The 14,382-nt window shown below is 56.3% G+C and carries 13 protein-coding genes; 8 read left to right on the forward strand and 5 right to left on the reverse strand.

The annotated features are described in order from the left end of the window. Nucleotides 1-91: 91 nt before the first annotated feature. On the forward strand, nucleotides 92-3,343 hold the full coding sequence (locus tag K239x_RS12790) for a phage tail tape measure protein (protein ID WP_145418475.1): 3,252 nt from the start codon (nucleotides 92-94) through the stop codon (nucleotides 3,341-3,343). Next, nucleotides 3,343-4,134, forward strand: coding sequence for a hypothetical protein (locus K239x_RS12795; RefSeq protein ID WP_145418476.1), 792 nt, complete (start codon nucleotides 3,343-3,345; stop codon nucleotides 4,132-4,134). The genes K239x_RS12790 and K239x_RS12795 overlap by 1 nt, the downstream gene beginning before the upstream one ends. On the opposite strand, the gene K239x_RS12800 is transcribed toward K239x_RS12795, so the two are convergent. The 3 genes from K239x_RS12800 to K239x_RS12810 form a co-directional block, all read right to left on the reverse strand. Next, nucleotides 4,098-4,541, reverse strand: a complete 444-nt coding sequence (locus K239x_RS12800) for a hypothetical protein (RefSeq protein ID WP_145418477.1) — start codon at nucleotides 4,539-4,541, stop codon at nucleotides 4,098-4,100. The genes K239x_RS12795 and K239x_RS12800 overlap by 37 nt on opposite strands. Nucleotides 4,542-5,086: 545 nt before the next feature. Beyond that, a complete protein-coding gene (locus K239x_RS12805) occupies nucleotides 5,087-5,617 on the reverse strand; it encodes a hypothetical protein (RefSeq protein ID WP_145418478.1) in 531 nt (176 codons plus the stop codon). Between the two features lie 144 nt (nucleotides 5,618-5,761). After that, entirely contained in the window at nucleotides 5,762-6,466 is a 705-nt protein-coding gene (locus K239x_RS12810; RefSeq protein ID WP_145418479.1) for a hypothetical protein, read from the reverse strand. Here K239x_RS12810 and K239x_RS12815 point away from each other — a divergent pair. From K239x_RS12815 to K239x_RS12840, 6 genes are read left to right on the forward strand one after another with little or no spacing between them, the layout of a single operon-like run. Continuing rightward, nucleotides 6,458-7,030 carry a hypothetical protein gene (locus K239x_RS12815; protein ID WP_145418480.1) on the forward strand — a complete coding sequence of 191 codons (573 nt, stop codon included), beginning with the start codon at nucleotides 6,458-6,460 and terminating at the stop codon, nucleotides 7,028-7,030. The two genes, K239x_RS12810 and K239x_RS12815, sit on opposite strands and share 9 nt — an antisense overlap. 13 nt (nucleotides 7,031-7,043) lie before the next feature. Next, complete coding sequence (locus K239x_RS12820) at nucleotides 7,044-8,378, forward strand: glycosyltransferase family 25 protein (protein ID WP_145418481.1); 1,335 nt, start codon at nucleotides 7,044-7,046, stop codon at nucleotides 8,376-8,378. A 5-nt stretch (nucleotides 8,379-8,383) separates the two neighbouring features. Next, nucleotides 8,384-9,139 carry a glycosyltransferase family 2 protein gene (locus tag K239x_RS12825; protein ID WP_419189996.1) on the forward strand — a complete coding sequence of 252 codons (756 nt, stop codon included), beginning with the start codon at nucleotides 8,384-8,386 and terminating at the stop codon, nucleotides 9,137-9,139. Beyond that, nucleotides 9,132-9,845 (forward strand): glycosyltransferase, encoded by a 714-nt coding sequence (locus K239x_RS12830; RefSeq protein ID WP_145418483.1) that lies wholly within the window; start codon nucleotides 9,132-9,134, stop codon nucleotides 9,843-9,845. Before K239x_RS12825 ends, K239x_RS12830 begins: the two co-directional genes overlap by 8 nt. Beyond that, nucleotides 9,842-10,648: a radical SAM protein gene (locus tag K239x_RS12835; protein ID WP_419189997.1), complete on the forward strand. Its 807-nt coding sequence runs from the start codon at nucleotides 9,842-9,844 to the stop codon at nucleotides 10,646-10,648. Before K239x_RS12830 ends, K239x_RS12835 begins: the two co-directional genes overlap by 4 nt. Beyond that, entirely contained in the window at nucleotides 10,645-11,037 is a 393-nt protein-coding gene (locus K239x_RS12840; RefSeq protein WP_145418485.1) for a hypothetical protein, read from the forward strand. Before K239x_RS12835 ends, K239x_RS12840 begins: the two co-directional genes overlap by 4 nt. Nucleotides 11,038-11,410: 373 nt before the next feature. Here the strand turns inward: K239x_RS12840 and K239x_RS12845 are convergent, their stop codons facing one another. Together K239x_RS12845 and K239x_RS12850 are read right to left on the reverse strand one after the other, a co-directional pair. After that, the gene (locus K239x_RS12845; RefSeq protein ID WP_145418486.1) at nucleotides 11,411-13,189 is read right to left on the reverse strand and encodes a serine/threonine protein kinase; all 1,779 of its coding nucleotides are present in this window, start codon (nucleotides 13,187-13,189) and stop codon (nucleotides 11,411-11,413) included. An 86-nt stretch (nucleotides 13,190-13,275) separates the two neighbouring features. Further along, on the reverse strand, nucleotides 13,276-14,271 hold the full coding sequence (locus K239x_RS12850; RefSeq protein ID WP_419189998.1) for a serine/threonine-protein kinase: 996 nt from the start codon (nucleotides 14,269-14,271) through the stop codon (nucleotides 13,276-13,278). Nucleotides 14,272-14,382: the final 111 nt, after the last annotated feature.

The following is a 14,382-nucleotide window of genomic DNA, read 5'->3' on the forward strand; positions in this document are numbered from 1 at the left end:
CGGTCACACGGCCCGTTCCGGTGAAAGCCACTGTCGAACAGGTCGCCAATCTCCTCGGCGCAGTATTCCAACCTAGTGAGACCGCTTCTCCATGTCCCAAGTCCGAGCCGGAGCCGCCTACGTCGAACTGCTGACCAAGGATACAGCGTTCGTCAAAGGTCTGCGGTCCGCTCAGAAGCGGCTTGAATCGTTCGGGCAGTCAACGCGATTGCTCGGGACCAAGCTCATGGGGCTGGGCATGGCTGCAGCAGCACCGTTGGCCGGCAGCGTCGCCATCTTCTCCAACTTTGACGACGCCATGCGAGGTGTCGCCGCGATCACGCAGGCGACAGGATCGCAGCTCGAATCGCTCCGCGCGACTGCAAAGAAACTCGGCGCGACAACGAGTTACTCTGCCAGCGAAGTCGCTTCGCTAATGACGGAACTCGGTCGGGCCGGTTTCAAGCCAGAACAGATCGAGCGAATGACGGCCGCCGTGATGAACATGGCCCGCGCTACCGGCACCGATGCCACGCAAGCCTCCGGGATCATGGCAGCGACCATTCGCCAGTTCGGCATGGAAGCCGGCGAAGCGACAAGAGTCGCCGATGGCCTGACCGCCGCAGCGAACAAGTCGTTCAACACCGTCGAATCTCTGGGCGACGCTCTGTCCTACGCTGGCCCCGTTGCTGCCGATGCCAACATGAGCCTCGAGGAAACTCTCGCGATCCTCGGCACGCTCGGAAATATGGGAATCCAAGGTTCATCGGCCGGTAATGCAATGCGTCGCTTGCTCACCATCAGTGCGGCAGAGAGTGAGAAGTTCAAAACGACCTTAGGTGTGACGACCAAAGACGCCAAAGGCAACGCCCGCTCGCTCGTCGACGTCCTCGGTGAAGTCGCCGCAGCGACCGCAAAAATGGGAACGGCAGAGAAGGCCGAAAAGCTGAACGAGGTCTTCGGTCTGCTCGGGATCACCGCGGCCAGTTCGATCGGCAAGTCGGTCGCCGATACCCGCGACCTCCACAAGGAACTGCAAAAGGCCGGTGGCATCGCAGCCAAGACGTCGGAAGAAATGGAAGGCGGCCTGGGCGGAGCCTTCCGAATTTTGAAGTCGTCCATCGAAGGCGTCGCAATTGCTATCGGCGAATCGCTGGAAGGCAGCGTGACCACGATGGTGCAAGCTTTCAGCCGAGCGGCCTCCGGCGTGATCGAGTGGATCAACAAGAATCAAAAGATCGTTAAGATCGCTGCCGCGAGTGCCATCGCCATCTTTACGATCGGTGCGGCACTATTCGCCCTCGGTTCTTTTGCTGCCGTTGCATCGTTCGCAGTCGGTGGACTCGCAACCATTTTCTCATTCATCGGTGCGTCCATCGGTGTGATCGTCTCCGCCGTCGGGTTGCTCTTCACGCCACTGGGCCTTGTTGTTGCAGCGGTTGCAGCGCTCGGCGGCTACTTCCTCTATTCGACCGGTATCGCGGGCCAGGCTGTCGAGTATCTCAAAGGTGTTTTCGCGACACTCAAAGCCGAAACCCTCGCTGCATTCGGAGCGATCGCCAACGCGCTGGCGGCCGGTGACATCACCGCCGCAACTGATGTGCTTTGGACGTACCTGAAACTGCAATGGGTCAAAGGCACCACATATATCAAAGGCCTGTGGGCCGAGTTCACTCAATATATCTCCGACGTGTGGGCCGATTCAGCCTACGCGATCGGGGATGTTTTGATCGGTGCGCTGTCGGGACTCGCTGGCGTCTGGAACAACACGCTCGGATTCATGGCCGATGGTTGGACGATACTGACGTCGGCTGTCCAGAAAGGCTGGAACAACACGATCGGCTTCCTCAAAAAGGGGTTCCTCAAACTCCACGAACTCGTCGACATCGCCGGTGACGTGTCCGTGCAAATCGGGGGAGTGCTCATCAACGCACTGGCGGGCGTCGAGAAAGCTTGGGTTGAAACGGTTGATTACCTCGCCGACACCTGGACGGTATTTGTCGGCCAAGTGAAGTCGATGTGGAATTCGACCGTTGGCTTTCTCAAGAAAGCATGGATCAAACTCAAAGGTCTATTCGACGACGACATTAACGTCGACGTAGAAATGGCGAAGATCGACGCTGACACTCGAGCCGCTGATGCTGCCGAAGAACAACAGCGACAGCAAGCGATCATCGAGCGACAACGACGTCGATCTAAACGCAAAGAGCAGATTGAAGCGAACCGCGTCGAGATGCAGAAACGTATCGCCGACCAGCTCGCCGCACGTAGGAAAGCCCGTGAAGGTCAGGATGTCGACGCCGACATGCGAGCGATCGACGAGGAAACGGACGCAAAAAATGCTGTCGTGGATCAATCAAAGAAGGATCAGTTTCGTGAAAACGACGCCGGGCAGGCGAAGCGTCAACAGATCATCGACGACACGACCACGGGCGTCCAAAGCACGCTCGACCAGATGCGAGCCGAAGCGAAAGCGGCACGAGAAGCCAGTCGACCGAATGAGATTGAAGACCGGCAGCGAGAGAGCGACGAGCAGATCGCTACCGCGCAGGCAGAGTTCGATGCCGCCGTTGAGCGAGCCAACAACGCTACCTCGCCCTCGGACGAAGTCGGACCTAAACCAGACGAGCCTTCGCCAACCAAACTGCCGGCGATGCCCGAACCTGGCGAAGTGGATATTCCCAAGGTCGACGTGCCTCCTGTCGACTTGCCCGGCATCGGCGATCCCGAGTTGCAGCCTCCCAATGCGAAGGACCTGCGTCTTGATCTGAACCCGGACGCCCAGGCGGCGATGGATCAGTTTGCAAATGGTCCAGATGCCGACGCCGATCGAACCGAAGTGGCGGGTGATTTTGATGCGAGAGGACTAGGCCTGGGCAGCGGTGCTTCGAGGATACCGCAAAAGGCTCCCGAGCCTATGCAGAAGCTTGAGCCAATCGCTGCTGACAACGACCGGGTCGAAGAAATCGTTGCTCCGCAATTGAAGTTGATGCCGGAAGAAGTTGACGAGCCGAAGGTGATCGGCGATCCAGGAAATGAAGCCGCAGCCGACCACCAACTTGATGTGCCATTCGACGTGGCGGAGTCCACGGATCAGCCCGATTCGATGGACCTGACAAAACCGACCGATCTAAATACCTCGCCCACACTCGACGTTGCCGCGATCACCGAAGCCTTTGCTTCCGTCGGACGGTCACTCGCTGCGTTCGATTACGCGATCGCCAGCAGCACGTCGCAATTGCAGCTTCCCGCAATGGCCGGCGGCGAATTCACCGAGGACATGAAGCGAGCCATCATCCAAACGGCCGAGAACACACGACGCCTTGTCGAGCGTTCACAGTCGGGAGGATTGGTTTTTAGCTGATGGCACTTTCCACTGGCGGATATGCATATGAAGTTGCCGCACTCTCTGAGAAGGCGTCAAGAGGCAAATCGCATTCCGATTTCACGTCCTACGTTGCAACCAACGGCGGCGCTGTCGATCCAGCGGCAGCGGCGAGTGCTCTCTATCAGTACTACAAAGCCAATTTCAAAGACCTGATTCCGTATCTGCAGATCGACTCGGAGCTCATCAACCAGAAGCACGCTTTAGTCAGCGTCACGATCAATAAGACGAAACTCGATCCGGTTTCATTCAGCACGACTGGCGCGACGACCCATCTAAATCAATCGCTGCAGACACGAGGCATCTACGCTGCGCCGGGAATCGCAGCCCCCGTCTATCACGGAGCAATCGGTGTCAGCGACTCCGGTGTCGCTGGCGTCGACGTCACCGTTCCAGCTTTCGAGTTCTCGGTCCGTAAGAAGTTTGAGTTCGTGTCGACTGCGTACTTGCTCGCCATGGTCGCGATGACCGGCCGAGTGAATTCGACACCGTGGTCGATCTTTGCGCCGGGTGAAGCGTTGTTTCTTGGCGGCGAAGGAGGAGAAGACGAGCAGAACTGGGTCGACGTGACGTATCACTTCGCTGCTCGGCCAAACGAGTTCGCGATGACAGTTGGCAACATCACAGGCGTCAGCAAACAGGGCTGGGACTACCTGTGGGTTAAGCATGGCGAGAAAGTCGTGGGCGACCGCGTGCTGCAGGTTCCTGAGGCAGCGTACGCTGAACAGGTCTATCACGGAGGAAACTTCAACGTGTTGGGGATCAACTGATGGCCCGACGCGTGAAACCAGGCGATCAATTCGAGATCACTGCCGCTGAATACAACCGATTGCTTGTTGCTGCAGAAGCCGCGCATCGCAATCGACTGCCCGGTGGCGGTGGACCTCGCACGCATTTGCGAAATGCCGCAACCGTTCGGGTCCACAACATATCGACAACTACCGTTCCCATCGGCGGGATTGTTGGCTTCGAGTCGCCGCTGACCGATCCGACCGTTGGGCCGATGGAACTGGCCCGCTTCGTTCGCGACGCGACAATCCGATGCGTCCGGCCGACAGAAGATGAACACACTGGTCGCGTTGGGGTCGCCATCGAACCGATCGCGGAAGACAAAGTCGGACGCGTGGTGTTCGATGGCGTTGTGGCCGCGCGAGTCAACGTCGTCAAAACTTGGCACAAGTTCGCGGACGTTGGCGAATCGGTTGGCGACACGCTGCAATCGAAGCCGGATGGATCAGCACAGATTCTCTGGCGCCGAGACCTAAACCAGCTCGGTGACCAATGGGCAGTGGTTCGGATCGGTCGGCCTGCTGATCCGGTTTACCTTATCGAGGTTCCGACAGGAGGCGTTGCAGGACGTCGGGGTATGCGGACTGGCAGTGCGGACTGCGACCTGTACCAACTCGACAAAGCGGGGGAGATTGAGCCGGTAACGGCCCCGGCTGGCGCCACAGTACGAATCACCGCAAGGAATCACTCGGCACAGCGTATTCGCGGGCCAATCGCCGATTCGCCCAAGCAATACTTGGAAGTTCAGTTCGACGGTCAGCGATCCTGGGTGATCGACCCGCCGAAACAAACGCTTCTGTGCAAACCCTCGAGACGTATCAAGGCGAAGTCTTGGGGAACGGCTCGTGAACTGAGGTTTGATGGCACTGGGTGGAAACCCATTGGCCCCGCAGTCTCAGTTTACAACGTGTGCGATTACGCGTTGTTGGCGAGTCAGCAGATTGTGTGCCACTTCCATGAGGACACGTCGGCATATTTGACGATCGGATGTCGCTGTTGCGACGGAAGCAGTTCGAGCAGTTCGTCAAGCAGCTCCAGCAGTTCGAGTTCAAGCAGTAGCTCCAGCAGCGATTCATCGTCGAGCAGTTCCTCGTCGTCCTCCTCGCCTTCGTCGTCATCATCATCGTCCGGCAGTTCATCAAGCAGCAGTGGCTCGTCAAGCAATTCGAGCATGAGCAGTTCGAGCATGAGCAGTTCCAGCTCGTCGAGCATGTCGTCGAAGTCGAGCAGCTCATCGTCACAATCCAGCAGTTCGTCGTCGAGTTCCGGTTCAAGCTCATCGAGCGGCAGCACATCGTCGAGCAATGGCTCGTCATTGTCATCGTCGTCATCGAGCAGCTCATCGTCTTCCTCAGACTCCAGCAGCAGTTCTTCATCCAGCAGTCCGTCATCCAGCAGTAGTTCCGAAAGTTCGTCGTCGTCATCCGACTCGTCGTCGAGCAGTTCGGATTCATCAAGCAGCAAGTCATCATCTGATTCATCATCATCGGAATCTTCGTCTGACAGCAGCGATTCATCCCATAGCGATTCCACGTCCAGCAGCGACTCAAGCGATAGTTCTGATTCCTCATCGAGTGAAAGTAAATTATCAAGCAGCGACAGCAGCAGTCAATCGAGCGACTCGTCCGGCAGCAGTGATTCGAGCGATTCCAGCACATCAACAAGCCTGCCCAGCGTCAGCAGTTCTTCCAGTTCCAATGGCTCGTCGTCAGCATCGAGCGATTCGTCAGGTAGTTCGTCTGATTCCCAGTCAACCAGCGTTAGCGATAGTGGATCAACGTCCGGCAGCATTAGCGGATCAGATTCCGATTCACGATCAACCAGTACATCCGACTCCGGCAGCGATTCGCACAGCGACGATTCCACTAGCGTGCCCACATCATCGAGTGGCTCTGGTTCTGAATCCACGTCGCGATCGGCGAGCGATTCAGGCTCCCAAGGTTCCGACAGTGATCGGCCTAGCGACAGTGACGACCCGAGCGTCGGTGATTCATCTGGAAGCGACAGCGATACGCCATCCGACAGCAACGATTCAACATCACAGTCGGACAACCCAAGCGACAGCGGCGACGGCTCTGATCGGCCCAGCGAAAGTGCGTCCGACAGCAGCGACGGTTCCGATCGGCCGAGCGAAAGCGACTCAACCGACGAACCCTCAGAAGATAGCAGCGGTTCGAGTGAACCCTGCAACAGCACCTGGATTTGGTCGTGCGGTTGGGAATTGGTTGACAGCGATTGCGAAGACCCCGGTGACCCACCGAGTTCGTCCGGTGCATTCGATGGCTCGGTAGCGGGAATGTCAGCATGATGCACTGTCCACACCTGACGCACGACAACCAATGCGAAGTCGCCAAGCAGATGGCTGGCTGCAGTGTTCGCACAACGCCAACAGCCTGCAACGCCTGCCAGAACGAATCCAACCCGCGTGCGATCAACGTCGTCACGATCGGTATGGCGCTCGTCAACAAGAAGCGTCGCAAACAGGACGTCGCCGAGTTGCAAGCAATGCTTCGCAACTACATGCCCGACGAAGACCCACTGCCGCAGACGCTGAAGATCAGCAACTACCGGCCCGGACCGGGCAACGAACTCAAAAAGATGATCGCCTGGTTCGCTAAGTCCAGCGAATCGTGCAACTGCGAAACCCGAGTCGACACGATGAACGACTGGGGCGCCGAAGGTTGTCGGCGAAACATCGACACGATCACCGAATGGTTACTCGAAGAAGCCCAAGCAAGAGGACTCCCGCATGGAAGGTTCACCGCAACAATCGCTCGCAGTCTCGTCAAGACCGCAATCCGCAAGTACGAACGAAAATTCCCCGAAGGGGCACCCGAGCCAGACCAAGACGATCCGGAGGACGAACTCGATCGTTGAACGATGTTTCTTGATGAATCTCGATCGCCGCGACGATCGCCTCCGCGAATGGATGCGACAACTACCCGATCCGTGGCCTTTCCCCGAACCGGAACGATTCGCCGCGATCGACGGTCGGCGCGTCGCAACGCCGCCACAGTGGCGAGCCGGAAACGGAGCGTGGGGATGCTACCGATCGCACATGTTGATTCTCGAAAAGTGTCTGCTCGAACACATCGACTCCTACATTGTCTTCGAGGACGACGCTGGGTTCGGTGAAGACTTCTGCGAGCGATTGCAGCAGTTCGTCGCTGAGTTGCCGGCCGATTGGGGCATGGCGTACCTCGGCGGACAACACCTTTACGCGGGCAAGCATCCGCCGCACAAAGTCAGCGAATTCGTTTATCGACCGTACAACGTCAACCGCACCCACGCCTTCATGGTTCGCGGGCGTGAGGCAATGAAAACGCTGTATCGGCATTTGACGTGGAGTGACTGGCACACGAAACATCACATCGACCATCACCTCGGCCGTTTGATCCAGCGTCGATACCAGGCTCTCGTGCAAGGAAAGAACATCCAGAAGGAATCCATCGCCGTCTACACGCCGGATCGCTGGCTCGTCGGGCAACTCCCCACGAAGTCCAACATCTGCGGACGCAAGTGGAGTCAAACGCGGTTCTTCAACGATGCGAAGAATGCTGACCACTCCGATGCACCGTTCTTCGCCGTGCTCGGCCCGCATCGCGCCGGCACCTCGTGCGTTGCAATGGTCATGCACCATCTCGGGGTCCACATGGGCAACCAGCTCGGTGGCTACGAGGCCACCGGAGGCGGCGAAGCGTTGGGGCTCACGCAACTGTGTGAAAAGGTGATGCGTTTCCCCGCGACCGATCCGAACGTCAGTGACGAACAGCTGACGCAAATGCTGAAATCGTGGATCGTTACTCGCAAATCGGAAGCCAATCGTGATCGAACGGTCGCGGGCGGCAAGTATCCGCATCTGTGTCGTTTCGTCGAACACCTGCACGCCGGTCTTGGTGATTCGCTCCGCATCGTCTCGGTCGAACGCGACATCAAAGCGTCCATTCGTTCGTTGCAAAACCGATCCGAAAAACATCGCGGTCAATGGTTCGCTGCCGATGACGAGGCTTGTGAAACCCTACAGCGTAGCCTGCTCGAATACCGTGACGAATTCATTGCGTCTCATCCAGAGGTGCCCGTCTTCCGACTCGAATTCTCCGAGCTGACGACATACCCCGAAGAAGTGATCGGCAACTTGGTCGAGTTTCTTGGCATCGACCCAACGCCCGATGAAATCCAGTCCGCGATCGAACACGTCAATCCAGAACTCCGGAAGTTTGGGTGAGCATCATGGCGAATAGCATCTCAACCGCAGACATCACGTTCTGCATCAAGACGATTCACCGCCCTTGGTCCTGCCATCGCTTGGTCGAATCGCTACGCGAACGCATCCCCAATCCGAACATCGTTGTAGTAGACGATGGCCGACACGAGCTGCGATTCAGCGAGAAGTATCCCGAAACCGCGGGCCACTGCACTGTCATCAATCTCGAACAGCACGATGTTGGCGTCGGAGTGGGGCGAAACGCTGCGATTGACGCGGCGACCACTGAGTACATCTTTCTGCTTGATGACGATCATGTCGCCACAGAAAGCCTGCATTTCGATCGCGTTTGTGAGTACTTCGCGACGCACGATCTAGACATCCTTGCGGTACGCCAAGGTAATGGTGGACGTCCGACGATGCTTTCGCCGCTGATGAACGGTAAGCGAATCTGGATGCACCGCGGCGAATACCAGAGGCTCGGCACTGTTGCTTGGTGCGACATGGTCAGCAACGCGTTTCTCGCTCGCAAGGAAACGATCGCAACGCTTCGCTGGGATGAGCAAATCAAGACGTACGAGCACTGGGAGTTCTTCTACCGCGCAAGCCACGTCGCGAATCTCCAAATTGCCGTCGCAATCGATTGTGCGATCCATCACGCCCATGTGACCAGCAAGAGCTACCGCAATCTGCGTGCTCGATCGAAGTTCCGCGCAATGGGGCTTCGCAAACACGGCTTTCATTCGATGCGATACCCAGGAGGTCAAATCGTCCGTGCGTGAACAAGTAACTTTCTGCATCAAGACAATCCATCGCCCGCAATGTTGCGCCGCGCTCGTTCGCAGCATTCACGAGCACTGCGGCGACAATCGTCCTCTGATCCACGTCCTCGACGACGGCAAGCCGGAACTTCGGTTCTCGGAAGTTTGCCCAGACGAGGCTGCAATGGTCGATCGACTGATTGAGACTGAATACGACATCGGCTTATCGGCTGGACGCAACCGGTTACTCGATGCAGGCGACACGCCGATCGTCGTCTTTGCTGACGACGATCACTTGGTCACGAACCAAACACGCCTGCCGGACCTGATTGCAACGCTCAACAAGCATCACGACCTCGACTTGCTCGCCACTCTCAGCAACTCCGAGGAGCGACCGAGGCTGATGCGTGTCAATGACAAAGCCCTTCGCATCGCATTCGGCAGCTACAAGCAGCATCGCTCCGTTCGCTGGTGTCACTACGTCGGCAACTGCTTCGTCGCGTACCGAGACATCTTGCAAGCGGTCCGTTGGGATGAATCGCTGAAGGTCGAGGAGCACTGGGACTTCTTCTGGCGAGCAAAGGTTGCCGGAATGAATGTCGCAGTAGACGTCAATCATTCCTTCAAGCATAAGCACGTCGACCCGCCAGGCTACACCCGACACCGTCCCGAGTTCCTCGACGCCGGTCTGCAAAAGCACGGACTGGAAAGGGTGATGTGGCGATGATCGCAATTCCCGCACTTGAATACCACCTCGCTCATGGCTGCAATCTCTCGTGCCAGCAATGCAGTCACTACAGCAACTTCCGTCTCGCCGGCAAGTTGCCAACACCGGACGATGCACGCCGCGAGTATTCGTCATGGTCGCATCGCCTTCGGCCGCGCCGGTTTGCGTTGCTCGGTGGGGAGCCTCTCTTGAACCCAAATTTGATCAAGCACTTGCGTTTGGCCCGCGAGTATTGGACTAGCTCCAATCTGATGCTTGTAACAAACGGATTCTTCTTTGATCGTCATCCCGAGTTGCCTGCGGCGTTGGTTGAAGCCAACTGTCGGCTTGAGGTCAGTCAGCACGGCACACATGAGCCGTATATGGATCGCTTCAACGCGGCAAAGAAAACCGTGTGGCAGTGGCGAGCGGACTATCCGGGCATCCAGATCAAGATTCGCCAGTCACATCGTGGCTGGATGCGACAGCATCGCGTCGAGGATGGCAAACCGATGCCATTCGATTCCAAGCCAGATGCAGCCTACCGAATCTGCATGCAGAAGACGTGCACTCAGCTGTTCCGCGATTGTTTGTGGAAATGTCCGGCGCTCGCGTATCACGCCCTGATGGAACAACGATTGAAACTCGAAAGAATCCCCGCGTGGCAACTCTTTCGCGACTACAAGGCATGCCCTGCATCGGCCACTGACGACGAACTGCAAGCGTTCGTCGAGACGAAAGCGATCCCGCAATGCGGACTTTGCCCGAGCACACGTGTCCCGTTCAGACATCCCGATCCGACTCAAAGGAGTGAGATTCGATGACGTATCCGCTTGGTTCCGGCAACGACGACATCCCGCCTCCCTGGCATCCGTTCATTCCGCCATTCGATCCGCCGGGCAGTTCGTTGCCGCCCGTACCTCCGACCGATCCACCCGAGGGATCAAGTACTGATGACAACGGCTCCGACGACGAGCCTCGCCCGCCGTGGTGGCCCGAGGATTGGGACTGGCCGCCCGAACCCGAAGGTTCAACCGAAGTACTCGTGCCGCCACCACGCCACGTTTGGCCGCGACTCCCGCCCGACCACCCGTACCATTTGCCGCCCGGATTCTGGTGGCCCGACAACATGCCGCCCGGACATCCCGGCACGCCTGAGCCCGGAGACGAACCAGGCGGCAGCGGAACTTCGTCGAGCGGAGAATGGGTGTGAGCCAATAGATATGCCTGGGCACGACAAAGGTATCTTCCATGTTGCGATCGGTGCGCGGATGCGTTCACCGCTGGCTCGATCAATCACCTCCATTGTTCGCCGCAGCAATAGTGAATCCTCTCGAGTACTCAATGGCCGCTAAGAATTTGAGTTTTCAAAGGGATCGCAGTGACGTTGAGACTGTCCTTGTTTTGGCTTGATTCGGTGAAATAGCAAGTCAAGTAAGTCCAAGGATGGAAACCGCCCATGTCCGCTGAAGTGAAACTCGGTCTCGATGCCGTCCTGACCATTGACGGAGCCGAGATCAAGAACGTTTAACATGTTAGCTGAGTCAATAGAACGCAATTAAAGCGGCATTGCACTTTCGGGGCATTCAATCGCGTTGGAGGAGCGCGTTAATCTCGTTTTTCCTCTCAGGAAACTGATAGATCAGTGATTGGTAAAGCGAAAAGATGCCGGTATGCGACGGTCGAGATAACAGACGCCCATCTTCGTCGTAACGGTGGTACAACTCGAGAATCCAATCCGTGACGGACTCGATCGTGAACGGTCGCCCATGTTTCGCGTAGACATCATTGCGATGCAGAACGGTTTGATCTTCGTATTGTTTCTTGGTCAGCGGAACACGCAGTTCGCCGAAAAGAAACGGGAACATATACGCGCCAGTCCGGGCGGCACCGAAATACACGATATCACTTAACTCGAGAGCGTAATCACCCATCACCTCTTCTTTTGCCTCACGAAAACCAGCGACAAAAGGGTCGAACTTTCCTTGTTCATTCCGATCATGAATGGGGTGTCCAGTTCCGCTCACCGCTGGAACGCGATTGTCGCTCGAGAACTCGGGATTGCCTCCGACGAGTTTTCCACGCTGTGTGGTAAAGATGTACATTTCATCGTCACCGGTCGTAACGACGGAGAAGTTGGTAGCCAGCGGATTTGCAAGCTTTGAGTTTGCCCAGTCATTGTGTTCGGCGCCACAAAAATCGCGAATTGTTGATCTGTCTTTCAAAAACAGATCGGCAGCGAAGTTGGTGCACTGCGTAGTGAAATAGTCCGTATATTCGATTCGCAGCAAAGCCGGATGAAGATACTCTTCCGCGCCCTCGCTCAATCGGTGGCCCAAGTCGGCGACACGTGGTTGACGGCGATTCTCAAAAGGTGCTCCCTTTTTCTCGCAGTCTGCTTCCTTCCAACGCAACCAATCCTCGGTCGCATCAAGAACAAAGTCTGGTAGGTCTAGCCATGTGCTGTTTGTTTCACATTCAATCCCATCGGGATATTCGTAGCGATGCTTGCCGTCACCGCCAAATAGAAGAACGACGTCCAGGTCTACCGATCCTTTCACGAACCGGGGGTAGTCGTTTCGTGGCAGTCTCGGTCCAGGTGGAAAGAAGCCGCTCTGCCAGCGTTTAATGGCGTTTTCCATCTCTTGAGGAGAATACCGTCGTTCAGGTGATTCTTGCAGGCAACCGAGTATGATTTGATCGAGCTGGCCTCGCACCGATCGGTTGAATCGGCTCGGTCGCCAATCTCCATCGTCTGCGGGTGGCCGCCGACCGGTCAAGAGTTCATACCAAAGCACGCCAAGCGAGTAGGTGTCTGATTTTTCGGTCGTACGCCGAAGCGAAATTAGCTGCTCAGGACTTTGATAATGCGGTGTGCCTCCAGGAACGCTGTCGACGGTGATAGCCTCAGCAGCGTTAAGTTCCTTCGCCAGCCCGAAGTCAGAAATTAGTGGTTCACCTTTGTGAAATAATACGTTCTCGGGCTTGATGTCTCGATGCAAGAAACCCTGTTCGTGCAAGTAGATCAACGCACTGAGCAATTTCAGAATTAGTGACGTTGACGCTTTCGGCGAGCGATAGTCCTCAGTGCACTCACGGAGCGCGCCTCCATCGCAAAAGGGCATGCAGTAAAAGGGAGTGCCATCGGAGGTTTCGCCGATATCCAAAATTGGTACGACCGTTGGGTGATCCAACGAGTTCAGCGTCCGTCGCTCAAGTTGAAAACGTCTCAGGTCTTCGACAGTCGCAGCTAACGGAACCTTCAACGCTACGTTCCGATCTTGGACCACCGCGCGAAAGAGCTCTGATTCATTGCTGCTGGCAATTAGCTCGATTGATTCGTATTGAGGTGGAAAACTGTGCACGTGCTTTTCTAACGTTGAATGCGGCCTGCTCGTTGCTTCTCATTCCAAGTACTAGAACTTACGAGCCGTTTAGCAAGCAGACACTATTAAAAGGCGTTTTCTTTCAAGTCACGGACCAGTTCATTGGGGTCCTGACAACGTCGATCGGGAATGGGTTGAAGGCAATTCCGACAAATGTATCTGAGTGAAACCGGCACTTCATCTGGGAAATCCGAGGGGGCTGGAGCACACTTGGAGATTTCTGAGGCAGGAATCGAACCGTTGCCAAGAATACGAAATGGCCGTCTGGTTAGCAATTCGTACATTACCATTCCGCAGGCATAAATGTCCGTGCGAACGTCGACTCTTTTGGAATCAGTGAACTGCTCTGGCGCGGCGTACGCTCTCGTCCCAAGAAATTGATTGGTTTGCGTTAGGCGTCTTGAATTGAATAGGTCAGCCGAAATGCCGAAGTCTGCTAGAACGGTGTCAGCCAAGTCAAAGCCCTTCGTTGCCGACAGCAGGTTTGCCGGCTTGATATCACGATGAACAATCCCAATTTCGTTTAGTCGCGTGAGCGTCTTCGCTAATGCAACAAGCAGATCGACGACCTGAGTAGGCTCAACGACGTTCACAGGAGATTTCAGGAATTCCGCCAGGCTACCGCCGTGCATCAAATCCATTTCGATATATGGCTTTCCATCGTCAAAAACACCAAAGCCACGCATTCTCACCAAACCAGGAATGTCTCTTGCTTGATCAAGCAGGTCGGTTTCCCTCGCGAAACGCTTCGCGAGCGTTTCATTCGAATTTAAAGTCGCACGACCGACCTTCAGAGCAGTTGTCGTCTCCCGCATGTCCGTGCCTGGAGGTCGAACTTCGTAAACGTCCGCGAACCCACCTTTTCCTAATTTGCAAACAACTTCGTACTCACCAAGCCGTTCAGCCGCTTGATGAGGTGTTTTTCTTGAGGCCTGACGCCTCTTTGACGCAACTGTCTGATGCGGATCTTCTGATTGCGTCGTATCGCCAACGAGTGCCTCGGTTTCGGTAGACGGCAACTCATGGTGATCGGATTGTCGATTCGACTTGTCGCTACGCATTTTCGAGTGCCCGTACGTGTAGGAGACGCATTCCCTCTGGTCGAGCATTAAGATAACATCTTTGGCAAAGCGCTGGCAAACGTGGGCCGCCACCAAGGGACTCCACGCCAG

Origin of the sequence: Stieleria marina (genome assembly GCA_007741555.1) — a bacterium.
GTDB lineage: Bacteria > Planctomycetota > Planctomycetia > Pirellulales > Pirellulaceae > K23-9.